At 69.3% G+C, this 26,631-nt stretch carries 24 protein-coding genes; 22 read left to right on the top strand and 2 right to left on the bottom strand.

The window, feature by feature from the left end; genetic code table 11:
* Positions 1-22: 22 nt before the first annotated feature.
* The 13 genes from CVV72_RS20015 (at position 23) to CVV72_RS19955 (ending at position 17,746) form a co-directional block, all read left to right on the top strand.
* Positions 23-967, top strand: coding sequence for a DUF1702 family protein (locus CVV72_RS20015; RefSeq protein ID WP_255632182.1), 945 nt, complete (start codon positions 23-25; stop codon positions 965-967).
* On the top strand, positions 964-2,928 hold the full coding sequence (locus CVV72_RS20010; protein ID WP_219145271.1) for a CRTAC1 family protein: 1,965 nt from the start codon (positions 964-966) through the stop codon (positions 2,926-2,928). The genes CVV72_RS20015 and CVV72_RS20010 overlap by 4 nt, the downstream gene beginning before the upstream one ends.
* Positions 2,925-3,920, top strand: coding sequence for an enediyne biosynthesis protein (locus CVV72_RS20005; RefSeq protein WP_219145270.1), 996 nt, complete (start codon positions 2,925-2,927; stop codon positions 3,918-3,920). Before CVV72_RS20010 ends, CVV72_RS20005 begins: the two co-directional genes overlap by 4 nt.
* Complete coding sequence (locus CVV72_RS20000) at positions 3,917-5,269, top strand: cytochrome P450 (protein WP_219145269.1); 1,353 nt, start codon at positions 3,917-3,919, stop codon at positions 5,267-5,269. The genes CVV72_RS20005 and CVV72_RS20000 overlap by 4 nt, the downstream gene beginning before the upstream one ends.
* 5 nt (positions 5,270-5,274) lie before the next feature.
* The gene (locus CVV72_RS19995; RefSeq protein WP_125676537.1) at positions 5,275-5,832 is read left to right on the top strand and encodes a DUF5987 family protein; all 558 of its coding nucleotides are present in this window, start codon (positions 5,275-5,277) and stop codon (positions 5,830-5,832) included.
* On the top strand, positions 5,829-7,481 hold the full coding sequence (locus CVV72_RS19990) for a GMC family oxidoreductase N-terminal domain-containing protein (protein ID WP_219145268.1): 1,653 nt from the start codon (positions 5,829-5,831) through the stop codon (positions 7,479-7,481). The genes CVV72_RS19995 and CVV72_RS19990 overlap by 4 nt, the downstream gene beginning before the upstream one ends.
* Before the next feature lie 2 nt (positions 7,482-7,483).
* Positions 7,484-8,434 (top strand): carboxymuconolactone decarboxylase family protein, encoded by a 951-nt coding sequence (locus tag CVV72_RS19985; protein WP_219145267.1) that lies wholly within the window; start codon positions 7,484-7,486, stop codon positions 8,432-8,434.
* 384 nt (positions 8,435-8,818) lie between these two features.
* Entirely contained in the window at positions 8,819-14,647 is a 5,829-nt protein-coding gene (locus CVV72_RS19980) for a type I polyketide synthase (protein ID WP_219145266.1), read from the top strand.
* Between the two features lies 1 nt (position 14,648).
* Entirely contained in the window at positions 14,649-15,089 is a 441-nt protein-coding gene (locus tag CVV72_RS19975) for a thioesterase family protein (RefSeq protein WP_034313761.1), read from the top strand.
* Between the two features lies 1 nt (position 15,090).
* Entirely contained in the window at positions 15,091-15,663 is a 573-nt protein-coding gene (locus CVV72_RS19970) for a flavin reductase family protein (RefSeq protein ID WP_192745961.1), read from the top strand.
* Positions 15,664-15,678: 15 nt separating this feature from the next.
* Positions 15,679-15,846, top strand: coding sequence for a DUF6222 family protein (locus CVV72_RS19965; protein ID WP_219145265.1), 168 nt, complete (start codon positions 15,679-15,681; stop codon positions 15,844-15,846).
* Between the two features lie 158 nt (positions 15,847-16,004).
* On the top strand, positions 16,005-17,546 hold the full coding sequence (locus tag CVV72_RS19960; protein WP_370641964.1) for an acyl-CoA carboxylase subunit beta: 1,542 nt from the start codon (positions 16,005-16,007) through the stop codon (positions 17,544-17,546).
* An 11-nt stretch (positions 17,547-17,557) separates the two neighbouring features.
* Positions 17,558-17,746: an acyl-CoA carboxylase subunit epsilon gene (locus CVV72_RS19955; protein WP_219145263.1), complete on the top strand. Its 189-nt coding sequence runs from the start codon at positions 17,558-17,560 to the stop codon at positions 17,744-17,746.
* A gap of 43 nt (positions 17,747-17,789) precedes the next feature.
* On the opposite strand, the gene CVV72_RS19950 is transcribed toward CVV72_RS19955, so the two are convergent.
* Entirely contained in the window at positions 17,790-17,966 is a 177-nt protein-coding gene (locus CVV72_RS19950) for a hypothetical protein (RefSeq protein ID WP_219145262.1), read from the bottom strand.
* A 279-nt stretch (positions 17,967-18,245) separates the two neighbouring features.
* Between CVV72_RS19950 and CVV72_RS19945 the strand changes: the two genes are divergently transcribed.
* The 8 genes from CVV72_RS19945 to CVV72_RS19910 all read left to right on the top strand — a co-directional run bounded on the left by CVV72_RS19945 (position 18,246) and on the right by CVV72_RS19910 (position 23,136).
* On the top strand, positions 18,246-18,395 hold the full coding sequence (locus CVV72_RS19945) for a hypothetical protein (RefSeq protein ID WP_219145261.1): 150 nt from the start codon (positions 18,246-18,248) through the stop codon (positions 18,393-18,395).
* Positions 18,396-18,487: 92 nt separating this feature from the next.
* Positions 18,488-18,796, top strand: a complete 309-nt coding sequence (locus CVV72_RS19940) for a DUF6235 family protein (protein ID WP_034313770.1) — start codon at positions 18,488-18,490, stop codon at positions 18,794-18,796.
* A gap of 220 nt (positions 18,797-19,016) precedes the next feature.
* A complete protein-coding gene (locus CVV72_RS19935) occupies positions 19,017-19,502 on the top strand; it encodes a DUF6423 family protein (RefSeq protein ID WP_034313773.1) in 486 nt (161 codons plus the stop codon).
* Between the two features lie 8 nt (positions 19,503-19,510).
* Positions 19,511-20,830, top strand: a complete 1,320-nt coding sequence (locus CVV72_RS19930; RefSeq protein ID WP_219145260.1) for an FAD-dependent oxidoreductase — start codon at positions 19,511-19,513, stop codon at positions 20,828-20,830.
* Positions 20,823-21,296 (top strand): DUF6187 family protein, encoded by a 474-nt coding sequence (locus tag CVV72_RS19925; protein ID WP_219145259.1) that lies wholly within the window; start codon positions 20,823-20,825, stop codon positions 21,294-21,296. The genes CVV72_RS19930 and CVV72_RS19925 overlap by 8 nt, the downstream gene beginning before the upstream one ends.
* Entirely contained in the window at positions 21,268-21,813 is a 546-nt protein-coding gene (locus tag CVV72_RS19920) for a carboxymuconolactone decarboxylase family protein (RefSeq protein ID WP_219145258.1), read from the top strand. Before CVV72_RS19925 ends, CVV72_RS19920 begins: the two co-directional genes overlap by 29 nt.
* A gap of 283 nt (positions 21,814-22,096) precedes the next feature.
* Positions 22,097-22,288, top strand: coding sequence for a hypothetical protein (locus tag CVV72_RS19915; protein ID WP_219145257.1), 192 nt, complete (start codon positions 22,097-22,099; stop codon positions 22,286-22,288).
* A 239-nt stretch (positions 22,289-22,527) separates the two neighbouring features.
* Entirely contained in the window at positions 22,528-23,136 is a 609-nt protein-coding gene (locus tag CVV72_RS19910) for a DNA-binding response regulator (protein ID WP_034313785.1), read from the top strand.
* 159 nt (positions 23,137-23,295) lie between these two features.
* Here CVV72_RS19910 and CVV72_RS19905 read toward each other — a convergent pair whose 3' ends face one another.
* Complete coding sequence (locus CVV72_RS19905; RefSeq protein ID WP_219154029.1) at positions 23,296-25,617, bottom strand: sensor histidine kinase; 2,322 nt, start codon at positions 25,615-25,617, stop codon at positions 23,296-23,298.
* A gap of 360 nt (positions 25,618-25,977) precedes the next feature.
* Between CVV72_RS19905 and CVV72_RS19900 the strand changes: the two genes are divergently transcribed.
* A complete protein-coding gene (locus CVV72_RS19900; RefSeq protein ID WP_219145256.1) occupies positions 25,978-26,598 on the top strand; it encodes an L-threonylcarbamoyladenylate synthase in 621 nt (206 codons plus the stop codon).
* Positions 26,599-26,631: the final 33 nt, after the last annotated feature.

The raw sequence follows: 26,631 nt of genomic DNA, 5'->3' as shown, positions 1-26,631 counted from the left end.
TTGGCGCACGATCAGACGGCGCATGATCACACCGGACGTCTCCGAGACGTCACTGGACAAGCGCGGTTTCCACAAGAAGAGCCCAGCCGCTCAAGAATTGCTGGAGACCGTCGGTGAGAAATTCCTGCTCGGCTACGCGCACGCGGTCGAAGCGCGTTCCGTCGACCAGGCGGAAGAATGGCTCGAACGTATTCCGGTGAAATACCGCGGCTTCGCCTACGAAGGCGCGGGAATGGGATACGGAATGCTGGACGGGCTGCCGGGAGGCGGACGCCGGCACATCGAGGAGTTCCTCGCCGGACCCGGTGAGAAGCACGACTACATCATCTACGTCGGCGTCGGCTGGGCGATGGCGCGGCTGCCGCGCTTCCGCTGGCCCTCCGCCGAGGACTTCGATCCGTTGCTGCGCTGGCTGGTGCTCGATGGCTACGGCTTCCACCAGGCGTACTTCAAGACGGCGAAGTACATCGACGGGCAGTTCCAGGACCCTGGCTTCTCCTGGCCGCCCGGCAACGACGGGTACGCGCTGCGGGCGATCGACCAGGGCATCGGACGGGCGCTGTGGTTCATCTGCGGTACCGACGTCGACCTCGTCGCCGACGCGATCGCGCGCTTCCCGGAGCGGCGCCACGGAGACCTCTACGCCGGGGTCGGGCTCGCCTCGACCTACGCGTGCGGGGTCACTTCCGACGAACTGCTGAAACTGGCCGAGTTCGCCGGTGAGCACCGCGGGAACCTCGCCCAGGGCAGCGCTTTCGCCGCCGAAGCCCGCGTCCGCGCCGGGCTGCTGATCCCTGAGACCGAGGTCGCCACGCAGGCGATCTGCGGGCTGCCGGCCGAGCGGGCCGCGGCCATCACCCAGGAGGTGCGCCCCGCCACCGTGGTCGACGGCGAACTCCCGGCATTCGAAACCTGGCGACAGCGCATCGCCGCTGAGGTTCTCAACTCTGGAGGTGCAGGGAAATGACCGCGACCTTGGGCTGGCTCCGCAAGCAGCTTGCGGGCATCGTGGCCTTGGTGCTGATGGCGGGTCTGTTCGTGGTGGCGCAGCTGCCCACGGTCTCGACCGCCGAGGCCGACACGATGGCCTCGAAGTACGCGTTCGAACCACTGACGATCGCCTTGCCGGAAGCGGCGAAGAGCCAGTCGATCCGGACGGTGAACAAGGATTACGAGCACATCCGGGCCTGGATCTCGTCGGTCGGCGCCGCGATCGCGGTCAACGACCTCGACGGCGACAAGCTCGCGAACGACCTGTGCTTCGTCGACCCGCGCAGCGACCAGGTCGTCATCACCCCGACGCCGGGCAAGGGCGGCGACCGCTACGCGCCGTTCGCGCTCGACGCGGCACCGCTGCCGATGGGGAAGTACATCGCGCCCATGGGCTGCGTGCCCGCGGACTACAACGAGGACGGCCGGGTCGACCTGCTGGCCTACTACTGGGGCCGCACCCCGATCCTGTTCCTCTCGAAGCCGGGCGCCACGAAGCTGGAGCCGAAGGCCTACGAGCCGGTCGAACTGGTGCCGGGCAACAACTCCAAGAACGGCGAGTACGCCGGTCCACTGTGGAACACCAACGCCGCCTCGGTCGGTGACTTCGACGGCGACGGCCACCAGGACATCTTCATCGGCAACTACTTCCCCGACAGCGCGGTGCTGGACGACCGCGTCCAGGGCGGGGTCGAGATGAACAAGTCGATGTCGCACGCCGACAACGCCGGCGGCAAGTACATCTTCCGCTTCACCGGTGCCACCCAAGGCGCCAAGCCGACGGCCACGTTCGTCTGCGATGACCAGGCCATCCCGGCCGACGCCCAGGGCGGCTGGTCGCTGGCGGCCAGCGCCACCGACGTCGACGGGGACAACCTGCCGGAGCTCTACATCGGCAACGACTTCGGGCACGACCGCCTGCTGTACAACAAGTCCCGCCCCGGTCACGTCGAGTTCGCCGAGGTGAAGGGCGTCCGCGGGCCCAACGACCCGAAGTCCAAGGTGCTCGGCAACGACTCCTTCAAGGGCATGGGCGTCGACTTCGCCGACCTCGACCACGACGGTCTCTACGACCTGTACGTCAGCAACATCACGACGTCCTGGGGGATCGAGGAAAGCCACTTCCAGTTCATGAACACCGCCAAGGACACCGCGGATCTGCGCGGCCGTCTGCAGGGCGGCGAGGCGCCGTGGGTCGACCGCAGCGCACAGGCGGGCACCGCGTGGTCCGGCTGGGGCTGGGACGTCAAGATCGCCGACTACAACAACAGCGGCGAATCGGTGATCACGCAGGCGACCGGGTTCGTCAAGGGCGACGTCAACCGCTGGCCGCAGCTGCAGGAACTGGCGACCTCGAACGACGAACTGCTGAAGCATCCGTCCTTCTGGCCGAACATGGTCGCCGGTGACGACGTCGGTGGCGACCACACCCTGCACTTCTGGGCCAAGAGCCCCGACGGCCGCTACACGGACCTGGCCCCGCGCCTCGGTCTCGCGGTCCCGGTGCCCACGCGCGGTATCGCCACCGGCGACGCCGACGGCGACGGCAAGCTCGACTTCGCAGTGGCCCGCCAGTGGGAGCAGCCGATCTTCTACCGCAACGTCAGCCCCGACGCCGGGTCCTACCTGAACCTGAAGCTGGTGCACGACAAGGCTTCGGCGGACGGACCGCTCAAGGCGGCGGGCACCGCGGCGATCGGCGCGCAGGTCACCGTCATCACCCCTGACGGCAAGAAGTACATGGACCGGGTCGACGGCGGCAGTGGCCACTCCGGCAAGCGCAGCCACGAGATCCAGATCGGACTCGGCAAGGTCACCGGGCCGGTGAAGGTCTGCCTGCAGTGGCGCGACCTGACCGGGCAGATCCGCACGCAGGAAGTCCAGCTGACCCCGGGCAGCCACACCTTCCAGCTCGGCGCTCAGGCTAAGGAGAAATGACCGTCATGGCTGAGCAGACACTCACCGCACCGAAGAGCAACAAGACGATCACGGCCCTTCGCCGGTTCGCGATCTCGATCACCGTCTTCAACATCATCGGCTACACCGTGCTCGGTTTCGAGCAGCCCTACACCTATCCGTTCATCGCGCTGGCCACGGCCTACGCCACGGAAATCCTGCTGGAGATCATCGGCGCCCGGACCCAAGGGCGGGGCGTCCGCTTCCGCGGCAACGGGTTCAAGGGACTCGTGGAGTTCCTCTTCCCGGCGCATATCACCGGTCTCGCGCTGAACATGCTCACCTACGTCAACGACCAGGTGCTGGTCATGATGTTCGGCGTCGTCGTCGCCGTCGGCGCCAAGTGGGTCCTGCAGGCCCCGGTGCGCGGCCGGTTGCGGCACTACATGAACCCGTCGAACTTCGGCATCACGATCATCCTGCTGGTGTTCCCCTGGGCGAGCATCGCGCCGCCGTATCACTTCACCGAGCAGGTCGACTCCTGGGTCGGCTGGCTGATCGTCGGCATCATCATCGTGTCGGGCACCGTCCTCAACGCGATGCTGACGCAGCGGATGTGGCTGATCGGCGCCTGGCTGATCACCTTCGCGCTCCAGGCGATCATCCGCGGGCTGGTGTTCGACACCGCGATCCCCGGCGCGCTCGGGATGATGACCGGGGTGGCGTTCGTGCTCTACACGAACTACATGGTCACCGACCCGGGCACGACCCCGTCGAAGCCCGCGTCGCAGGTCCTGTTCGGGTCGGGCGTGGCGCTGGCGTACGGGTTCTTCATGGTCGTGCACGTGGCGTACGGCCTGTTCCTCGCCACCGCGCTGGTCTGCCTCATCCGCGGCGCGTTCCTGTGGGGCCTGCACTTCTCCAAGAAGGCCACCGAAAAGTGGGAGGCCGAGCAGGCGAAGTCGGCCGAAGTCACCTCCCTGCCCAAGCCGGCCGAGAAGCCGGAGACGGAAACCGGGGCCGTGGCGGCATGACCTCCGGTGCGGAAACCAGCCGGGCGGCGCGTCTCGCGCCGCCCGGCCCGCCGCGCCGGGCGACCTTCGGTCTGCTGAAGAAGCTCTTCACCGACCGGCTGGCGCTCATGTCGGATTCGGCGGAGGCACACGGGGACGTCGTCCGGATCGCGATCGGTCCCAAGACGATGTACCTGGTGAACCACCCCGATCTGGCGAAACACGTGCTCGCGGACAACGCGGCCAACTACCACAAGGGAATCGGCCTCCAGGAGGCGAGGCGGGCGCTCGGCGACGGGCTGCTCACCAGTGACGGCGACGTCTGGAAGAAGCAGCGCCGGACCATCCAGCCGGTGTTCCAGCCCAAGCGGATCGCGCGGCAGGCCTCGGTCGTCGCGAACGAGGTCGAAGGGCTCGTGAAACGCTTGCGGGACACCGAAGGACCGGTGGAGATCCTGCACGAGATGACCGGGCTGACCCTCGGTGTGCTCGGCAAGACCCTGCTCGACGCGGACCTCGGCGGCTTCACCTCGCTGGGGCATTCGTTCGAAGCCGTGCAGGACCAGGCGATGTTCGAAGCGGTGACGCTGAGCATGGTCCCGCAGTGGGCCCCGCTGAAGAAGCAACTGCGGTTCCGGGAATCACGGGCCGACCTCCGCCGGATCGCCGACGAACTCGTCGAGCAGCGGCTGGCCAACCCGGTCGAGAACGGCGAGGACGTGCTCTCGCGCCTCATCGCGACCGACGGGACCCGTGAGCAGATGCGGGACGAGCTGATCACCCTGCTGCTGGCCGGGCACGAGACGACGGCGAGCACGCTGGGCTGGGCGTTCCACCTGCTCGACGAACATCCCGAGATCGCGGCGAAACTGCGTGCCGAGGCCGACGCGGTACTGGGCGACCAGTCGCCGACACACGACGACCTGCACCGGTTGCCGTACACGGCGCGGGTCGTGGAAGAGGTCATGCGGCTGTATCCGCCGGTGTGGCTGCTGCCTCGGGTGGCGCAGGCCGACGACGAGATCGGCGGCTATCACGTCCCCGCCGGATCCGACGTCGTCGTCGTGCCCTACACGCTGCACCGGCATCCGGAGTTCTGGCCGGAGCCGGAGAAGTTCGACCCGGACCGGTTCGATCCGGACCGGCCGAGCGGACGGCCCCGCTACGCCTACATCCCGTTCGGCGCCGGGCCGCGGTTCTGCATCGGCAACAGCCTCGGCGTGATGGAGGCCGTCTTCGTGCTGACGATGGTCCTGCGGGACCTCGAACTCAGGAAGCTCCCCGGCTACGACGTGGTGCCCGAAGCGATGTTGTCGCTCCGGGTGCGGGGCGGGCTGCCGATGACCGTGCACACCAGGAACAGGAGGTAGGTTCCGTGGATTCGGACGAACAGGTCAAGGTGTCCACTTTGGAGGCCTACGCGGACACGATCCTGCCGGGGGAGAAGCGATTCCCCGGCGATCACGCGATCGCCGGCGCGGCGGAGGGGCCGGGCGCGGTCGTGGCGGGCGCGCTCGAACTGCTGCACACCGACGCGACCGGGGTGACCGTCGGGCTGCCGTATCTGGCGCAGTCCCTCAACGATCACGCGAAGGGCTACGCCAAGGAGCACGACCTCACCCTCGACGAGTCGCTGCCGCCGTTCGTCGCGCTGTCCTTCGCCGACCGGACGGCGCTCGTGCGGTCGCTGACCGCGCCAGGGCATCCGGAGAAGGACGGCTGGGTGAGCCTCGCCTTGTTCTGCAACATGTCCTTCGACAGCGCCGCGCACAAGCACACCGCCGAAGCCATCGCCGAGGGGCACCCCGGCCTGCTGGCGATGGGGTACACCGCGCCGGACGAAGACGGGCTGTGGCGGTTCCCGAAGTTCTCCTATCGCCGCGAGCTGGCGCGGCTCCACCCTGACACGACGCCTTCCGGGAGCCCCGCATGACTGCCTACGACAAGACCGACGTCGTCATCGTCGGCAGCGGGTTCGGTGGCTCCATCCCCGCCTACCACCTGGCCGCGGGCGGGGCGAAGGTCACCGTGCTGGAACGCGGACCGTGGCTGGAGACGAAGGACTTCGAGCACGACTATCTGCTCGGCTCGTCCTACACCCGGGCTTTCGACTTCGTCGTCGGCGATGGGATGAGCGTGCTCGGAGGGAACTGCGTCGGCGGTGGCAGCGTGGTGTACTTCGCCGCGATGCCGCGCGCCCCGAAGTTCGTGTTCGAGCGCCACGGCAGCATCGGCCGCCGCATGTGGCCGTCGACGATCACGCGGGATTCGCTGGAGCCTTGGTACGACCGCGTCTCGGAATCGCTTCCGGTGTCCAAACAGGACTGGAACGACGTCTCGTACGCGGGTGGGCTGTGGGCGGCGTTCTGCGACCACTCCGGCCGGACGGCCAACCCGGCGCCGGTCGCGGTGGACAACGACCGCTGCGTGAACTGCAACTTCATGATGGCGGGCTGCCGGTTCGACGCGAAACGCTCGCTGCTGACCAACTACCTGCCCGCCGCGCTCGCGCACGGCGCGAAGATCCGCCCGCTGCACGAGGTCCAGCGGATCGAGCGGATCGACGACGGCGACTACCGAGTGCACTTCAACATCGTGGACGACGAGGACTACCGGCTCCAGTCCGGCAGCGGGACGATCGACGCGAAGATCGTCATCATCGCCGCGGGCGCCGGCGCGACCCCGGTGATCCTGCAGCGCTCCGAGGCGGCGCTGGGCACCATGCCGCACGGGGTCGGCCGGTACTTCTCGGGCAACGGTGAGCGGCTCAACACCGCGATCATCAACGAGGAGCGGGTCCGCGAGGTGCTCGGACTGTCCCGTGAGGACGGGAAGGTCTACGAGGCCAACCACATCGGCAAGGGCCCGACCGTCGCGAACTGGGACAAGCTCGACGGTTCCCTGCCGGAGTACGAGCGGTACTCGCTGGAGCAGCTGTACTTCCCGCCGGGGCTCGGCACGATCCTGGCGCAGGTGCCCGACGGCGACGAACCGCGTTGGTTCGGGGCGCAGAAGAAGGAGATCCTCAAGAAGTGGGCCTCCTGGCTGACCATCTTCCTGATGACCGAGGACGACAACGAGGGTGTCTTCGGCGCGCCGCCGCCCACCGGCAACGCCTACCGCATCTCGCAGCAGATGCTCGGCCGCGGTCCGCTGAAGTACGACCCGACGCCGAACACCCGGCACGGCTGGGCGCTGGCCGACGCGGAGTGCAAGGAGATCCTCGAGAAGGACGGCCTGGCGAAGGTGTCGCCGTGGACCAACGACGTCGTCGGCGCGTACACCGTGCACCCGCTGGCGTCGTGCCGGATCGGTGACGACCCGAAGACCTCGGCGCTGCACCCGAACCACGAACTCCGCGAGCACCCCGGGATCTTCGTGACCGACAGCGCCTCCGTGCCGGGCGCGCTGACGGTGAACCCGGCGATGACGATCGCGGCGCTGGCCGAGCGTTCGGTGCCGGGTATCGTGCGGGCGCTCCAGGCACGCGGCGTCGACGTCACCTACGGCGCTCCCGCACCGGACGGCTCCATCACCGGGCGGCGCGCCGTCAGCAAGCTGTCGCTGGTCGCCGGGAGCTGATCATGGCGCCTGCGCTGGTGAGGTTGGCGCTGCGGCGGGCCTTGCGCGAAGTCCGGTACGTCCGGCCGGTCCCGTTCGGCCGGGCGACCGGGCTCGTGCGCGACGTCTACCGACGGCTGGAACGCGACTTCGGCATGCTGGCCCCGCCGGTGGCGCTGCATTCGCCGTCGCCGGCGGTGCTCGCGGCGAGCTGGGTGATGCTGCGGGAGTCGCTGGTGGCGAACGGGGAGACGAGCCGGGCGGACCGGGAGGTCGTCGCGACGCTGGTGTCGCGAGAGAACTCGTGTCCGTACTGTGTCGAGGTCCACGGGATGGCGCTGGACTCGCTCGGGCGTTCATCGGAGGCGTCGGCGATCGCTTCGGGGCGGCCCGTGGCGGATCCTCGTGCGGGGGCCATGTCGACGGGTGCCCGTGCGGAGCTGACCGCGGTCGCGTTCGCGTTCCACTACCTGAATCGGGTGGTGAGCGTCTTCCTCGGGTCGTCGCCGCTGCCTTCGTCCGTGCCGGATTCGGCGCGTGCCAAGGCGAAAGCGGTTCTGGGGCGGTTCCTTCGCCCGGTGGAAGAGGCTCCGCCTGGGGATTCGCTGGACCTGCTGCCTTCGGGGTCGGGGGATTTCGCCTGGGCGGTGGGTAATCCGTTGATCGTCGACGCGTTCTCCCGTGCTTCCTCGGCGTTCGCCGCACTTCCGGTGTCTTCGGCGGTTCGGGAGGTCGTGGAGCGGGAACTGTCCACTTGGGACGGTTCGCCGCCTGGGCTGAGCCGGGCTTGGGTGGACGCCTTCGACGATCCCGGGGTCCGGTTGGCCTTGGTGGTCGCGAAGGCGCCGTATCAGGTCGACGACGCGCTGGTCGCGGCCGCGGGCCTGACTGATCGAGAGTTGATCGAACTGGTGGGCTGGGCGAGTTTCACGGCCGCCGCCCGTGCTGTTTCGGTCGCTTCGGTGGGGGGTTAGCGACGTCGGCGGTCGCCCGGTGGAACGACCCTGCCGCGAGCGGTGTGTGGGAATAGGGACACTCAACGTCCCTATTTCCACACACCCCACAATGGAACGCTCTTCGTCATTCGTGACCCGGTCGAGAAGCGCTCGAATCGGGGGCCCCGGCCACGAAATGTGTCCCGTGTGGACAGTCGAGAACGCGCCGATGCCCTCATCCGGACCTGCCTGGCCCGGACAGCGGGTCACCTTCAACAACCAGAGAGAAGACTTCGCGCCCACCGCCGGTTCATGCTTGACCGGACTGCGCGAACGGACGGCGGCCGCGGTTCTGGGGACAGAGCCCGGCGCCGGGACCGGATTCCGTGACTTGAGTCTTGAGAGCTAGGGGAGTGCGGTGGCATGAGCGTTGAGCGGATTTCGATTGTCGGTATCGGTCTCCGATACCCGGACGCCGGTTCCCCGGAAGAACTGTGGGAGAACGTCCTCGCCGGCCGCAGGGCGTTCCGGAGACTGCCCGACGAGCGGATGAACCGCGAGGACTACTACTCGCCCGACCCCAAGGCGCCGGACCGTTTCTACGCCCAGAAGGCCGCGGTGCTCCGCGACTGGGAATTCGACCGGATCAAGTACAAGGTCGCGGGCAGCACGTTCCGGTCGACCGACACCACGCACTGGCTGGCGCTCGACGTCGCCGCGCAGGCGCTGGCGGACGCGGGGTTCCCCGAGGGCGAGGGGCTGCCGCGGTCCGCCACCGGCGTGGTCATCGGCAACAGCCTCACCGGTGAGTTCTCGCGCGCCAACATCATGCGGCTGCGCTGGCCGTACGTGCGCCGCACCGTCGCGGCCGCGCTCGCCGAGCGCGGCTGGGCCGAGGGTGACACCGCCGCGTTCCTCCACGACCTGGAGGCGCAGTACAAGGCCCCGTTCCCGGAGATCGACGAGGACTCGCTCGCGGGCGGGCTGGCGAACACGATCGCCGGCCGCGTCTGCAACTTCTTCGACTTCGGCGGCGGCGGGTTCACCGTGGACGGCGCCTGCTCGTCGTCGCTGCTTTCCGTGGTGACGGCGGCGAACGCGCTTTCCGAGGGTGACCTCGACGTCGCCATCGCGGGCGGTGTCGACTTGTCGATCGACCCGTTCGAGGTGATCGGTTTCGCCAAGACCGGCGCGCTCGCCAAGCGGGAGATGAAGGTCTACGACGCCGACTCCAACGGGTTCTGGCCCGGCGAGGGTTCCGGCATGCTCGTGCTGATGCGCGAGGAGGACGCGATCGCGCAGGGCAAGCGGATCTACGCCAGCATCGGCGGCTGGGGCGTCTCCTCCGACGGCAAGGGCGGCATCACCCGGCCCGAGGCGTCGGGTCACCGTCTCGCGCTCAAGCGGGCCTACGACAAGGCCGGCTACGGAGTCGAGACCGTTTCCTACTTCGAGGGGCACGGCACCGGGACCGCGCTGGGCGACGCCACCGAGATCGAGGCGCTCTCCACCGCCCGCCGCGACGCCGATCCGCTCGCCGACCGCGCCGCGCTGAGCACGATCAAGGGCAACATCGGCCACACCAAGGCCGCGGCCGGGGTCGCCGGGCTGATCAAGGCGACGCTGGCGGTCTACCACCAGGTCATCCCGCCCGCGACCGGTCACTTCGAGCCGCACGAGTCGCTGATCGGCGACTCCGCGCGGATGTACGTCCCGACCGAGGCCGGGCTGTGGCCCGCGGACCACCCGGTCCGCGCGGGTGTCTCGGCGATGGGCTTCGGTGGTATCAACTCGCACGTCACCGTCACCGAGGCGCCGGGCGCGGCCCGGCGCAAGGAACTCGACGAGCGGACCCGCTCGCTGGTCGCCGGACGGCAGGACAGCGAACTGCTGCTCCTCGACGCCGACGACGCCGCGTCGCTGCGCGGCAGGCTGACCGGTCTGCTGGAAGTCGTGCCGAAGCTCTCGATGGCGGAGCTCGGGGACCTCGCGGCCACGCTTTCCGCGGAACTGTCCGGGAAACCGGTCCGCGCGGCGATCGTCGCGACCACTCCCGAGGACGCCGAGCGCAAGCTGGCCAAGCTGCTCGACCTCCTCGGCGAGGGGGAGCCGGAGGTCTTCTCCACCGGCGACGGCATCTTCGCGGGCTCTCGCACCAAGAACCCGAAGATCGGTTTCCTGTTCCCCGGCCAGGGTTCCGGACGCGGCACGGTCGGCGCGCTGCGCAAGCGCTTCGCCCACGCCGACGACATCTACCGCGCGGCCGGCCTTTCGACCGGCGCCGACCAGGTCGCCACGGAGGTCGCGCAGCCGCGCATCGTCACCGGTTCGCTCGCCGGGCTCCGTGTCCTGAAGAGCCTCGGCATCGAGGCGCAGACGGTCGCCGGCCACAGCCTCGGCGAACTCACCGCCCTGCACTGGGGTGGCGCGCTCACCGAACGCGAAGTCCTCAAGCTGGCCAAGATCCGCGGCAAGGTGATGGCGACCGCGAGCGACGGGAACGGCGCCATGGCGGGGATCGCCGCCGGGCCCGGGGTCGCCGAGCGGTTCGCCGAGGGCGAAGAGGTCGTCATCGCGGGCTACAACGCGCCCGAGCAGACTGTCCTTTCCGGACCGGCGGACGCGATCGACCGTGTGGTCGCCCGTGCCCGCGCGGAGGGCTTCACCGCCACCCGCATCAACGTCTCGCACGCGTTCCACTCGCCGGCGGTCGTCCCGGCCGCCGAGGCGATGACCGAGGAACTCGCCGCGTTCGATTTCGCCAGGCTCGACCGGCCCGTCGTCTCGACGGTGACCGGTGACGTCCTGCACGCCGCCGAGGACCTGCGCGATCTGCTGCGGGACCAGGTGGTCCTGCCGGTCCGCTTCCGTGAGGCGGCCGCGAAGGTCGCCGAGCGCAGCGACCTGGTGATCGAGGTCGGCCCCGGCCACGTGCTCACCGGCCTGTTCGGCGAGATCGCGCCCGGCACGCCGGTGCTCGCGATCGACACCGACAGCCCGAAACTGTCCGCGGTGCTGAAGGTCGCGGGCGCCGCGTTCGCGTTCGGCGCCCCGCTGGAGACCTCCGCGCTGTTCGACGGCCGGATCGTGCGGTCCCTGCCGGTGGACGGGGAGTTCTCGTTCCTCGCCAGCCCGTGTGAGGCCGCGCCGTCCATCGGTGCCGACCTGACCCGCGACCGGGTCGCCGACTCGGCCGCGCCCGCCGAAGCCCCGGCCGGAACGGCCTCGGAAAGCGGTGGCAGCAGTACCCTCGACCTGCTGCGCAAACTCGCTTCCGAGCGGGTCGAACTGCCGCTCGAAGCGGTCACCGCCGACACGCATCCGCTCGACGACCTGCACCTTTCGTCGATCACGGTCGGCCAGCTCGTCAACGACGTGACCCGGGCGCTCGGCCGTCCCGCGCTGGAGGGCATGCCGAACTTCGCGACCGTCTGTCTCGGCGAACTCGCCGAGATGATCGACGAACTCGCCCAGACCGCCAAACCCGCCGACAGCAACCAGGCCGAGGTCGCCGGCGTCGGACCGTGGGTCCGGCCGTTCGGGGTCGAGTACGTCGTCGCGCCGAAGCCGTCGCCCGATCTCACGCCGGGCCTGTCCACCGCCGACTGGTCGGCGTTCGCCCCGGCCGGGCATCCGCTGGCGGAGCCGCTGCGCGCGGCACTGGCCACCTCGGGTGTCGGCGACGGTGTCCTCCTCTGCCTGAACGCGGACAGCGATGCCGGCGACGTCGGCCTGTTCCTGGACGCGGGCCGCGCCGTGCTGGCCGCGCCCAACGGCACGCGGTTCGTCGTGGTGCAGCACGGGCTCGGTGCCTCCGGCCTGGCGAAGACGCTGCGGCTGGAGGACCCGTCGGCCCGCACCACGATCGTCGATCTCGCCGACGTCGACCCGGTCGACCCCGAGGCCGTCGAAGCCGCGGTGACCACTGTGGTCGCCGAAGTGGCGGCGACCACCGACTTCAGCGAGGTCCGCTACGACGCCGCCGGGATCCGCACGGTGCCGAAGCTGGCCGCCCTGACCCCTGCCGAGGCCGAAGGGACCCCGCTGGGGACCGAAGACGTCCTGCTCGTCACCGGCGGCGGCAAGGGCATCACCGCCGAGAGCGCGTTGGCGCTGGCCAAGGACTCCGGCGCGAAACTCGCGCTGCTCGGCCGGAGCGACCCGGCCGACGACGCCGAACTGTCGGAGAACCTCGGCCGCATGGCGGCGGCGGGTATCACCTACCGCTACGAACGCGCCGACGTCACCGACGCCCGGCAGGTCGCCGACGCGATCGGCCGCGTGCAGGGCGAGTTCGGCCCGGTCACCGCGGTGCTGCACGGCGCGGGCCGCAACGAGCCCGCCGCGCTGTTCTCCTTGACCGAGGAGAGCTTCCGCAAGACGTTGGCCCCGAAGATCGGCGGTCTCAACGCCGTCCTCGACGCCGTCGACAAGGACAGGATCAAGCTGCTGGTGACCTTCGGCAGCATCATCGGACGGGCGGGCCTGCGCGGTGAGGCGCACTACGCCACGGCCAACGACTGGATGACCGAACTGACCGTGCGGTTCGGCCAGGAGCACCCCCAGGCCAGGGCGATCGCCCTCGAGTGGTCGGTCTGGTCCGGGACGGGCATGGGCGAAAAGCTCGGTGTCGTCAGCGCTCTGATGCGCGACGGCATCACCCCCATCCCGACCGAAGAAGGCATCGAGATCCTTCGCCAGGTCGTCGGCGATCCGACGGCCCCGTCGGTACTGGTCGTCTGCGGCCGGACCGGCGGGCTGGCCACCCTGCCGGTGGAGAAGCGCGAACTGCCGCTGACCCGCTTCGTCGACCGGGCCGTCGTGCACTACCCGGGTGTCGAGCTGATCACGGAGGCCGACCTGTCCGCGGGCAGCGACCCGTATCTGGCCGACCACCTGCTCGACGGTCAGCTGCTGTTCCCCGCGGTGATCGGCATGGAGGCGATGACCCAGGTCGCGAAGGCCGCCCTCGGCGCGGAAACACTGCCGGCGCCGGTGCTCTCCGACGTCGAGTTCCTGCGTCCGATCATCGTCTCACCGGGTGGGTCGACCACGATCCGGCTCGCCGCGCTGGCCAGGGACGCCGAAACGGTGGACGTGGTGCTGCGCAGCGGGGAGACCGGGTTCAGCGCCGACCACTTCCGGGCCCGGCTGCGGTTCTCCCGGCCGGATCCGCTCGGCGAGACCGTCGTCCGCGACGTCGCGCTGCCGCCCGTCCCGGTCGACCCGACGACCGAGCTGTACGGCACGGTCCTGTTCCAGGGCAAGCGATTCCAGCGGGTCACCGGCTACCGGCGGGCCAGCGCGCGGCACGCGGTCGCGGAGATCGCGACCGGCGCCGAGGTCGACTGGTTCGCGCCGTTCCTCCCGCAGGAGAAGCTGCTGGCCGACCCCGGCACCCGCGACGCGATGATGCACGCGATCCAGTGCTGTGTGCCGGACGCGACGCTGCTGCCGCAAGGGATCGAGCGGCTGTTCCTCGCCGAACCCGGCGAGCAGGACCCGGAGTACGTGCTCCTCGACGCCCGCGAGCGTTCGCAGGACGGCGACAGCTACCTCTACGACCTCGACGTCCGCAACCCCGACGGGAAGCTGGTCGAGCGGTGGGAAGGGCTGAAGCTGCGCGCGGTGCGCAAGCGGGACGGCGAAGGGCCTTGGGTCCCGTCGATGCTCGGGTCCTATTTGGAGCGTTCCGTCGAACGGCTGCTCGGCTCGTCTCGCGCGATCGTCGTCGAACCGGACCCGGTGGGCGTCTCCGTGGAGACCACGCCGGAACGGCGGGCGCAGACGGCGCTGGCCGCCGGCCGCGCCGTCGACGCCCCGCTCGAGATCCGCTACCGCCCGGACGGGAAACCGGAAGCCGACGGGGTCGAGGTGAGCGCGTCGCACAGCTCCGACCTCACCCTCGCGATCGCGGGCAGCGGGCGGGTCGCGTGCGACGTCGAAACCGCGATCGAGCGGACGCCCGAAGACTGGGCGGGGCTGCTCGGCGAGGATCTGCTGTCGGTGGGCGAACTGCTCGCCGCGGACGCCCGCGAGCCGCTTTCGGTCGCGCACACCAGGGTCTGGAGCGCGCTGGAATGCGTGCGCAAGACCGGGGACATGACACAGGCGCTCACCGTGCACCGGGTCGACCCGGACGGCTGGGCGGTGCTTTCCCACGGCGGTGCCCGCATCGCCACCTGGGTGACGACCGTCAACGACCGGCCCGATCCCGTCGTCTTCGCGGTGCTCCAGGGAGAGGAGAACTGACATGGCCGACTACTACGAGATCCTGCATACCGTCGGGTTCGAAGAGACCAACCTGGTGGGCAACGTCTACTACGTGAACTACGTGCGCTGGCAGGGCCGGTGCCGCGAAATGTTCCTGAAGGAGAAGGCGCCCGCGGTACTCGAAGAGGTCCGCGCCGACCTCAAGCTCTTCACGCTCAAGGTGGAGTGCGAGTTCTTCGCCGAGATCACCGCGTTCGACGAGCTGTCCATCAGGCTGCGACTGGAGGAGCTGACCCAGACCCAGGTCCAGTTCGCCTTCGACTACGTCCACCTCACCGACGAGGGCGAGCGGCTGGTGGCCCGCGGAAGGCAGCGGATCGCGTGCATGCGCGGCCCGAACACGGCCACGGTGCCCAGCCGGGTGCCCGAGCAGCTGCGTGAGGCGCTGGCCCCGTACGCGGTCGACGGCAAGGGGGAATGACGTGGGCACGCCGGACGAGCCTTCGCGGCCCGTGCTGAAACGCCTGCCGTCGCCCGCCGCCCGCCGCCGGTTGTCCGCGCAGGCCGGGTTGCGGGAGGTGATGGGCCAGTTCGCCACCGGGGTCACCGTGTTGACCGCCGGGGGCGAACGGGCCCACGGGATGACCGCCAACGCCGTCACCTCCGTGTCGCTGGAGCCGCCGATGGTGCTGTGCTGCGTTTCCCGCGCCGCCCGGATGCACGAAGCGATCGTGACGGCGGGTTCGTACGCGGTCACAGTGCTGGCGTCGGATCAGAAGGAACTGGCGAAGTACTTCGCCGACTGGCGCCGCCCGGCCGGGCTCGCCCAGTTCGACTCGGTGGACTGGACGGCGGGGCCGCAGACCGGCGCCCCGCTGCTCGACGGCGCGCTGGCGTGGCTGGAATGCGAGCTTGCCGAAGTCTACGAAGGCGGTGACCACTCGATCTTCCTCGGCAAGGTGGTCGCCTCCAGCCGAGGCACCGCCCAGGACTCGCTGGTCTTCTACAGCGGCGGCTACCACCAGATCGACGGCCGGATACGGGCATCGGCCTGACCAGAAAGGAATGTCATGACCATCGACGAATCCACCCCGCCCGCACCGGCGCCCACGGCCGAGCGGCCGCCGGTGGTGACCACGATGCCCCGGCTCGGACGGGGGGTGTGCTGGCGCGACATCGTGCGCGAGATCGAGCTCGACGAACTCGAGCGTGATGCCCGGCTACGGGACGCGGCGTGACCCTGCAAGGTGATCCGGGTGCTCAGCGCACGGAGGATTCCGAGGTGGTGCCGCTGCCGGAGGACCGGTTGCGGCGCCCCCGGGTCCCCAGGGCGACCGACGGGCAGGTGATCCCCCTCGCCCGCGGCGCCGAACCGGTCCATCCGCCGCAACCGACGATGCCGTTGCTGCGCGCCCAGCGCGACGAGCTGCGTGAGCACATCGTCGACGGACGGCTCGACGGCGTCCGTCGGCAGCACTCGCTGGGCAAGCACACCGCGCGTGAACGGCTGGATCTGTTGCTGGATCCCGATTCCTTCACCGAGGTCGAGCTGTACCGGCGGCATCGGGCGAGTGGGCTCGGGCTGGCGGAGAACCGGCCGTACACCGACGGCGTCATCGCCGGCTCGGGCACCATCGAGGGCCGGCGGGTGTTCGTCTACGCGCAGGACTTCACCGTCTTCGGCGGTTCGCTCGGCGAGGCGCACGCGGCGAAGATCCACAAGGTGCTGGATCTGGCGATCGCCACCGGCTCGCCGCTCATCGGGCTCAACGACAGCGGGGGAGCCCGGATCCAGGAAGGCGTCATGGCGCTCGACGGCTACGGCGGCATCTTCCGCCGCCAGGTCGAGGCGTCCGGCGTCATCCCGCAGATCAGCGTGGTGCTGGGGCCGTGCGCGGGCGGGGCGGCGTACTCGCCCGCGCTCGCGGATTTCGTCTTCATGGTGCGCGACACCGCCCGCATGTACCTGACCGGGCCGGACGTCGTCGAGACCGTGACCGGGGAACGGGTCAGCCACGACGAACTGGGGGGCGCGGACGTGCACGGCGCGTCGTCCGGCGTGGCGACCGTGGTGCACGACGACGAGGAGAGCTGCCTCGCCGACGTCCGGTATCTGGTGTCGCTGCTGCCGTCGAACTACCTGGAGCCCGCGCCCCGTGGGCCGTCGCACGACGCGGGCAAGGACCGGCGGCCCCGGTTCGCCGAACTCGTCCCGGTGGAGCCGAACAAGCCGTACGACATGCGCGACGTGTTCGAAGAATTGGCCGACGACGGCGAGTTCTTTGAACTGCACGAGCGATGGGCTCCGAACGTGCTGTGCGCGCTCGCGCGGATCGACGGGCGGGTGGTCGGCCTGGTCGGCAACCAGCCGGTGGTGTTCGCCGGTGTGCTCGACGGCCCGGCGTCGCAGAAGGCGGCGCGGTTCGTGCGGTTCTGCGACGCGTTCAGCATCCCGCTGGTGACGCTCGTGGACGTCCCCGGCTTCCTGCCGGGGGTCGAGCAGGAGCACTCGGGGATCATCCGGCACGGGGCCCAGCTGCTGCACGCCTACTGTGAGGCGACCGTGCCGCGCGTCCAGGTCATCCTGCGCAAGGCGTACGGCGGCGCGTACATCGTGATGGACTCGCGGTCCATCGGGACCGATGTCTCGCTGGCGTGGCCGACCAACCAGATCGCCGTGATGGGCGCCGAGGGCGCGGTCAACGTGCTGTTCCGCAAGGATCTCGCCGCCGCGGCCGATCCGGACGCGTTGCGCGCGCGCCTGGTCGCCGAATACACCGAAGAGTTCATGAACCCGCAGTACTCGGCCGAACGCGGGCTGGTCGACGACATCATCGACCCCGCGGACACCCGGTCCGCCGTCGCCAGGGCGCTGGACATGCTGCAGGACAAGCGGAAGGCGGCGCCCCAGCGCAAGCACGGCAACCACCCGATCTGAACGGGGGAACCATGTCACCGTCCGGAATGGACAGTGCGTGCGTCTTCCGGGTCCTGCGCGGCGACCCGGAAGACGCCGAGCTGGCGGCACTCGTCGCCGTCTTCATCGCGTTGGCCTCCGACGCGCCCCCGCCCACGGCGCCTTCCGCCTGGTCGCCTCTCGCCGCCCCGACCTGGCGTACCTCGACGCTGCGCTGGTGAACACGCGAGTCTGTGAAGGCCTCCTTCACGGACTCGCGCGTGCTCATGCGAGACGCCGCGCGGCCTCGATCTCCCGCCGCGGCGGATACGTACTGTGGCGGGCGTGCACCGCGACGTAGAGGATCCCTCCGTCGAGCACGGCCTCCAGATCCGTTCGCTCCCCAGGCGCGAACGGTCCCCCGCAGGCCGCACAGGTCCGCTGCCGCTCCGCGGCGCTCATTGCCGATCCCGCTGCTCGGGGACCGCCGGGTCGGGCCACGACAGGCCCAGCAAATCGACGTCGACCTCGTCGTCGGCGTAGATCTCGTACGGGTCGAGACGTTCGGTCATGGTGCGCTCCCTGGGTTTCGAGGTATCTCAAGGGCACTACCGGCAGCCCTTCGGCGGCGACTTTTCCTTTGCTCATCGAGACCTCCGTCGATCCTCGATCGCGGCACGATCGGACGGGTCCATCCTTGGTTGTCAAGTGAGTCGTTCATCGAAGGCCGGGAGGAACGTCATGACGGCGCAGGTGCGAATTTGGGTCGTGACCGATGATTTCGACCCGCGCGGGGCCGCGGAGGCCGGCGCGGCGGTGACCGTCCCGGAGCCGAGGCAGTCCGGCGAAAACGATTTCCCGGCCGAGCACATCATCCTCGGTTACAACTAGCCACCCAGCACAGACGAAGAAGACCGCCGGGTATCGCGCGCGCGACGATGAAGATCGCCCGCGAACCCGCCAGACCACGAGGAGGCCTCCGGATGGCTATGCGCCTCCAGCTCACGTCGGGTTTGCAGGTGTTGGAAGAATGGGCGATCAATGCTCCGCAGGCCGACCGCAATGTCGTCTACGAAGCACTGTTCGCGGTTGCGGACGGTTCCGCCTTCCTCATCTACGACATTTTCGGAGACAACCGGGAACCGCATCAGTTCCTATTTCTGGTGAAACACGACCTCGTCCTCCGTATCGGGATCGATCGGGCCGATTCCTCGTTCGAGATCGTCTACATCGGGGCGCTGGAGCAGGGCACACCAGCGGCGGCCTGGGCTGAGGATTCCGAAGAATCCTGACCCCGGTACCGCCGAACGGACCAGTCCCGGCGGCAGTGGATCATGTGTTCCTCATCTTGACATCGCCCAGTTCAGCGTGAAATTCTTCCGGTGTTTGCGGCTGGGGGGATCATGCCGGGGATTGAATTGCGATATCAAGGTCTTGGAGGTGTGCAAGATGTCATCACCTGAATTCCCGGGATTGGATGTTTCCACTCGGGTACGCGCACGTGACATTCAGATGGCCGGGGTCGCCGACGTCCGGCGGCGGGTGCTGATGATCTCCGGGGCGATCGACACCACCGAGCACGACATCTCGGTGAGTGTCAATCTCCCGGAACCGGGCCGCTGGCAGGTGATCAAGTCCGAGACCAACCTGACCGACAAGACCTGGGTCGCGATGCAGGTCGTCACCGACGAGGACTCGACCTTCGTCAACGACGCCGAAACGCTGGTCCTCTCCCGCCAGTTCTCGAAGTCCTTCATGACGCCGGATCAGCGCCGCCTCACCTTCTACGACGGTGAAGTCCGGCCCGGCGAAGCGGTGCTCAAGGTGTACTCGCTCGACGCGGGCGGGCGGAAGCCGACTTACTCGTACTCCCGCTACAGCCCGATCGCGACGGACACCGCCGAGCAGTCCCGGCAGACACTGGACGAAATGATCAGCAACGGGATGAAGCAGCGTCCCGTGATCGAGCTGATCGTCCCGGTGACCGTGATCGGCTGAGTACGCCGGTGATCACCTTCGTCCCGGAACCCCATCTCCTCGATTCGCCGCGCGGGCGTGAGTGGCCGGTGCTTCCCGGCACCCGCGCGGCGGTCACCGCCGAACCGCCGCCCGCCGCCGACGTGGTCATCGTCGGGGCGGGCCCGGCCGGGCTCGCGGTCGCTTCCGCGTTGTGGCATCACGGAGTCCGCGACATCGTGGTCGTCGACCGCGACGGCCGTCCCTGCGGCCGGTTCTTCGACCGCATCGATCTGCTCGGCCAGCGTGTGCTGCGGTCGCCGTACGAACACCACCCCGGCGTCGAGGGCTACCGCGACTGCGAACTCCTGGACTTCGCCCGGCTGCACTGGTCGGTGCTCACGCCGGTGGAACGCCGGGAGATCCGCATGGCGCAGGCCGGGCACCGCTCGGTGGTCCCCGTCGACGTCTTCGAGGCCTACTGCCGTCATCTCGCGGCGAGTCATCACGTCACCGAGCGGACCTGGCGCGGTTCGGTCCGGGAGGTGCTGCCGACTTCTGACGCCGTCACCGTGCGCGCCGATCGGTTCTCCGTCACCGCGCGGCATGTCGTGCTGTGCCTCGGCGAGGAGCGCCGGTCCGCCCCGGACACGTGGTGGGGCGGTGGTCATCCGCCGCGCGGCGTGAGCTACTGGGACGAACCCGTTCCCGGCGGCGGCGGGCGCCTCGCCGTCGTCGGCGCGGGCCTCACCGCCGCGCACCTGATCTCCAACGGGCTCGCCCAGGGCCGCGAGGTGCACTGGGTGGTCCGTGAAGCGGGCGAACGCTACCAGTGCGCCGACGTCAACTCGTCGTTCTTCCGGCCGGAAGGCCGCGCTCGCTTCGACGGGGTGAGCTGGTCCGACAGGCTCGAACTGATGGGCCGGTTCCGGCGCGCGTCGATCATGTTCGAGTTCCGCCCGATGCTCGAAGCGGCCGAAGCCGAAGGACGGCTGATCGTGCATCGCGGCAAGGCGATCACGAAGGTGACCCCTGGCGTCGGCCTCCACCTCGAAGACGGTTCGCGGGTGTCCGTGGACCACGCCGTACTGGCGCTCGGCACCACGCCGTCGATCGGGGACGGCTTGATGCCCGGCGAGGCCGTCCTCGACCGCGGCGGCTGGCCGCAGCTGGACGAACGCACCTTCGCCTACATCGGCGCGCCCCGGGTCTTCGCCGTCGGCGCGGCCGCGGGGATGGCGCTGGGTCCCGCCGCCCGCAACATCGACGGTCACCGCGTCGCCACCGCCCGGGTCGCGGCCACCGTCGCCGAGAACCTGCGCCGGGATCTTCCGCTCCGGACGGCCACGAAGGACGTCGCCCGTGTCTGAGCCCTACGACTCCCGCTTCACCCTGCCGTCGATCGACGACGCTCCCTCGACCGAGGCGGGGGTGATCCTGATGGGACTGGACGCCGGACGCCTGCTCGCCGGCGTCGGGCTCGCCCGGCTCGCCGACGAGCCCGCGCTGGTCGCCCTCGCCGTGGACCAAGCCCGGCACGACGCGCTCGATCTCGGCACCGAAGCGTTGGTGGAGGCCGGGATCCTTCGCTGGCGCGCGGTCCGCCCGTTGATCGAAGCAGGTCCGGAGACGACGTCGGCGGGTTCCCTGCGCCGAGAATGGGAACACGCGACCGCGCGGGTCATCGCCACGGTGACCGGGCTGGGACCGGCATCGGTGTCCTGCCTCGCGGCCTGCTGGCTGCGGCGCGAGGACGTCGACCAGTTCGCCGAACAGAGGCGGGCGCCGGAGCAGGGGAGCGCACAAGATGTCCTATCTCGGGTCTTTGCCGACTGACGCCACGTTGCTGCAGGTGTTCCAGAGGTTTCCCGCTCCGGCGTCGAAGCTGCTGGACTTGCACGAGCTGATCATGCGGGCGCCGTCGGCGTTCGACGCGGGGGAGCGGGAGCTGATCGCGGCCTACGTTTCCGGCGTCAACGACTGCGGGTACTGCCACGGGGTCCACACCGTCACCGCCGAGGCTTTCGGTGTGCCGGAAGGACTTCTGGCCGCCGCGCTCCACGACCTCGCCTCCGCGCCCGTGGACGAGCGCATGAAGCCCGTGCTGGCCTATGTGGGCAAGCTGACGCGTACGCCGTCTCGGATGACCGATGAGGATGCTGAGGCCGTCTTCGCGGCGGGCTGGGACGAGGCCGCGCTGCACGACGCGGTGCTCGTGTGCGCCCTGTTCAACTTCATGAACCGGATGGTCGAAGGGCTCGGGATCCGCGCCGACGCCGCGTACGCGAAGACGTCCGGCGTGCGCCTGAAAGAGGGCGGATACGCCGGCCTGGCAACCCTGCTCGGCTCCTGATCCGCTGTCCACAGTGGACGAATCGATTGGTCTGTTCGGGGTATTCCCGTGACTGTCGGTGATGGTGGCGTAAAGAATTCACTTCACCGCGTTCCGTCACCGTGAAAGCTGCACGTTACTCCATTCGATGGCGAAGATCGCGGGAATGGCGCAGTCGGAAGAAGCTTCCGGAGTAGGTAAAAAGCACATTCCCGCGATGATGCACGACACTGGCCGGAAAACGGGCATGCGGGCACGATTTCCTCAGTGAAGGAAAACCGCGACCAGCCTGGGAGTCATTTCGATGCAGAACGCTGTGACCGACAACGTCCGTTCGCTCTTCGCCGTCCGTGGGATCGACACCGCTTCGGCCGGGCGCCAGGTCGAGCTGGTGATCGACCGGTTCGACAACTGGTCCAACCGGCAGGCCGGGCAGGTCTTCGGCTGTTTCACCACCGTCTGCACCACCGCCCCGCCGCTGGCCGAAGCCAGCTGAGGGCACCTCACCGGCCGTCGCTCGCGCCCCGAACGCGAGCGGCGGCCGGTTTCGTGTGCCGAGCCACGACGCGATGACGGAAAGCGACCGGGCGAGGCGCGGAATTCGTAGCGGTCCGGTTCATTCGGCGTATCGCCCCTCACCGGGAGAGGTCGGATGCGTCACTCGAACGGTGGAACGCGTTCCGTACGGGCGTGTTTATGTTGGGTCGTGGGGGTGCGCACGAAGGGGGCGGCGTAATGGCGATCCGAGTTCTCGTGGCCGAAGACATGCATATCGTCAGAGGGGCTCTCGTGGCGTTGCTCCGATTGGAGCCCGACATCGAAGTGGTGTCCGAAGTGGCGTCCGGCGACGAGATCCTGGCCGCCGCGCGGACTTCACGGACCCAGGTCGCGATCATCGACATCGACCTTCCCGGCAAGGACGGTCTCACCGCGGCCACCGAGATCCACGAGCAGCTCCCCGAAGTCAGGACCCTGATCCTGACCAGCCTTGGCAGGCCCGGCACACTCCGCCGGGCGCTGGCGGCCAAGGTGAACGGATTCCTGCTGAAGGACGCGCCCGCGGAGAAACTGGCCAACGCCGTGCGCGGCGTGGCGGCCGGGAGGCGCATGGTCGACGGCGACCTGGCCCTCGCCGCCTGGGACACCGTGGAATGCCCGCTGACGCCGCGGGAGATCGACGTCCTGCGGCTGACCGCGGAGGGCCGTGACACGCTGGAGGTCGCGGCGAAAGCGTTTCTCTCCACCGGGACCGTACGCAACTACCTGACCTCGATCGTCGCGAAACTCAACGCGCGCAACCGGGTCGACGCGATCCGGATCGCCAGGGAATCCGGCTGGATCTAGACCGTGTCCTGCAAGGCTGCCCGCGGTCTTCGCGCCCAGGCGGCCCCTGGCGGCACGGGCGGACGCGGCCGAGTACGACCCGGTACGAGGCCGATCCGCCCGCACCGCCAGGAACCACCTGGATCACGAAGCCCATCGAACAGACTTACAGGACACCGCCTAGACCGGCACCACCGCGCGCAACCGGAACCGGCCGTCGGGTTCGACACCGGCGGTCAGTTCCCCGCCGAGCCCGGCGACCCGGTCGGACATGTTGGTGATGCCGCTGCCCGGGGCCTCGACCCTCCCCGGCCGGTTCTGGTCCGGCGGCTTCCCGTTCTGGACGCCGTCGTTGACGATGTCGAGCGCGACGCCGTCACCGGTGCGCCGTACGGCGATCTCGCAGCGTTCGACCTTGCTGTGCCGCAACACGTTCGTCACGCCCTCGCGCAGCACCACGGCCAGCACCGTCCGCACCGTCGCCGGCAGGTCCTCGTGCTCGACCTCCAGCCGCACCTGGACGTCGGCGGCCGTCAGCACCGCCTTCGCCGAGCGGGACTCCTGGTCCAGTGACAGTTCCCGGTAGCCGCTGGCCACCGAGCGGACGTCCGTCAGCGCCTGCCGGGTCAGCCCGAGGATCTCCAGCAACTCGTCGGAGGCCCGCGTGGTGTCGATGTCCATGATCCGGCTGGTCAGCTCGCTCTTCAGCGCGATCGCCGAGAGGCTCATGCCGAGCAGGTCGTGCAGGTCGCGGGCGAAGCGCAGCCGTTCCTCGGCGACCGCGACCTCGGCGAGCCGCTTCCTGGTCTCGCCCAGTTCGGTGACCAGCCGGATCAGCCAGATGAGCCCGAAGACCATCAGCCCGGTGTTCAGCATGGACGCGAAGGTGTAGAAGCCGCCGAGGAAGTCGGCGCCCGCCGCGAGCCGGATCCACAACACGCCGGCGGCCGTCAGGGCGAACGCCGTCCAGCCGGCCAAGGGCGGCAACACCAGCAGCGCGGTGCCGGCGAACAGGCTGGGCATGCTCACCCAGGCGCTCCCGAGGGGGATCAGCGGCAGGAAGATCAGGCAGCCCTGGACGAACAGCAGCGCGTAGCTCTGCCGCGAGCGCAGCCGGACGTTCGGCCGGGCGAAATAGGACAGCTGCAGCGTGATCGACGCGGTGAGGTACCCGGCGATGAGCGCGATGGACCAGCCGTCGTCGGTCAGCATGAAGGCGCGGGTCATCGCCGAGAGACCGAAGAGGATGAAGATCACCGTCAGCGTCCATTGGACGTTCCTGGCGTCGATCCGGGACCAGTGGCCGGGCGCCTCGGCCAGCACGGTCTCTGCGGGCTCGATCTGGTCGGGCACCGGGAGTTCGGCGTGCAGCCGCCATCGGCCCGCCGCGTCGGGACCCGCGCTCAGCTCCCCGCCGTGCCCGGCGACCTCCTCGGTCACCTCGCGCAGGCTCTCCGCCGTTTCCTCCGGGAGGTCCTCGTGCGCCGTCCCGTCGTGGACGATCTCCAGGACGACCCGGCCTTCGTGCTCGCGCACGGAGATCTCGCAGTGCTCGACGCCCGTGTAGCGGAGCACGTTCGTGATCCCCTCCCGCAGCACCTTCGCCAGCAGGGTGCGCAGCTTCACCGGCAGCTCGACGGGTTCGAGGTCGGCCCGCACGGCGACGTTGGAGGCCGAGAGCAACGACACCGCGGTCCGGGACTCCTTCTCGAGCGACAATTCCCGGTAACCCCTCGCCACCGATCGCACGTCGGACAGCGTCCGCTGGGCGATCCCGGTGATCTCGGCGAGTTCCGCGCGGGCCCCTTCCAGGGATTTGCGCAGCAGCCGGAGCACCAGTTCGCCCTTGAGCGCGATCGCGGACAGGCTGAGCCCGAGCAGGTCGTGCAGGTCCCTGGCGAAGGCCAGCCGTTGTTCCGCCACCGCGCGCCGGGCCAGCTCGGTCCTGGCCTGGTGCAGTTCGGTCACCAGCCGCGCGAGCCAGGTCAGCAGGTACACGACCAGGGCGTAGAGGATCGCGGTGATGCTGTCGAGCACCGCTCCGTGCCAGGTGGCGTCGTACGTCCACAGGATCCAGGTGGTGGCCGCCATGAGCACGGCGAACACCGTCCACCCCGTCCGCGGCCGTAACAGCAGCAGTGCGCTGCCCGCGGCGAGCGTGGTCAGCGACGTCAGGGCCGCGTCGAAGTGCAAGGCAGGCAAGTAGGCGAGACAGGCCTGGACCACCAGCATCGCTTTCGCGCGCCTGGTGTCCAGCCGGACCGCCGGACGGCTGAAGTACAACAGCTGGATCGCCAGCACGGGGCCGACGTAAAGCACCGCGAGCAGCCCATGCCAGAAGTCCACGCCCGGCCGGAGCAGCACGCCGAGGAGACCGACCAGGCAGGAGTTGACGAAGACGACGGTGATGATCAGCCCGGCGAGGAACAGCGCCCGGCGGGGCCGCCGGTCGATCCCGGCGGTTCCCAGCGGTTCGGCGGTCACAGCGAGCTGGTCCGGCACAGGCACCCCAGTGATAACAGAAGACGGCTCGATCCGGTCGCGTTCCCCCTCGCGACGGCCCGGGCCGCGATACGGCCTTCCATCGCTATGATTCGGATCATAACCCATGTTCGTTACCGGGGTTGCTCCCTTCGGACAAAGGAAGAACGGCGAACAGGGAGACGCTTTCCCTGCTGGGGACAGAAAAATTCGGCCGGTCACCCGCACGGGTGTGGGCTGTTCGCACCACCGGGTTCGTCGCGGAACATGCCACTATGGAAGACGCCGGAGCCGCGGACGGGCTCCGGGGAGATCCACTGTGTACGCGACGCCGGGCGGCCTCTCGCGGCGGGCGGGGGCCGGTGGCCTTAAGCTCTGCGCATGGCCAGGTATTTCGACGTACATCCGGAAAATCCGCAACGGCGCGCGATCGGACAGGTCGTCGACATCCTGCGCGAAGACGGGCTCATCGCGTATCCGACGGACTCCTGCTTCGCCCTCGGCTGCCAGCTGGGGAACAGACAGGGCATCGACCGCATCCGGAGCATCCGCAAGCTGGACGACCGCCACCATTTCACCCTGGTGTGCCAGGATTTCGCTCAGCTGGGCCAGTTCGTGCACGTGGACAACGCCGTCTTCCGCGCGGTCAAGGCGTCCACTCCCGGCAGCTACACGTTCATCCTCCCGGCCACCAAGGAGGTTCCGCGACGGCTGCTGCACGCCAAGAAGAAGACCGTCGGCGTGCGGATCCCGGACCACGTGGTCACCCAGGCGCTGCTGGGCGAGCTCGGCGAGCCGCTGCTGTCGAGCACGCTGCTGCTGCCCGACCAGGAGGAGCCGATGACCCAGGGCTGGGACATCAAGGAACGGCTGGAGCACGTGGTGGACGCGGTGATCGACTCCGGTGAATGCGGGGTCGAACCCACCACGGTCATCGATTTTTCGTCGGGGGAACCGGAGATCGTGCGGCGAGGCGCCGGCGACACCGCACGGTTCGAATAGGAACGGCGGGACCGGGGCCCCGGCCCCGCCGCT

This window comes from Amycolatopsis sp. TNS106 (assembly GCF_019330265.1).
GTDB classification, from domain to species: domain Bacteria; phylum Actinomycetota; class Actinomycetes; order Mycobacteriales; family Pseudonocardiaceae; genus Amycolatopsis; species Amycolatopsis lurida.
This window is presented reverse-complemented; position numbering and strand designations above follow the sequence as displayed.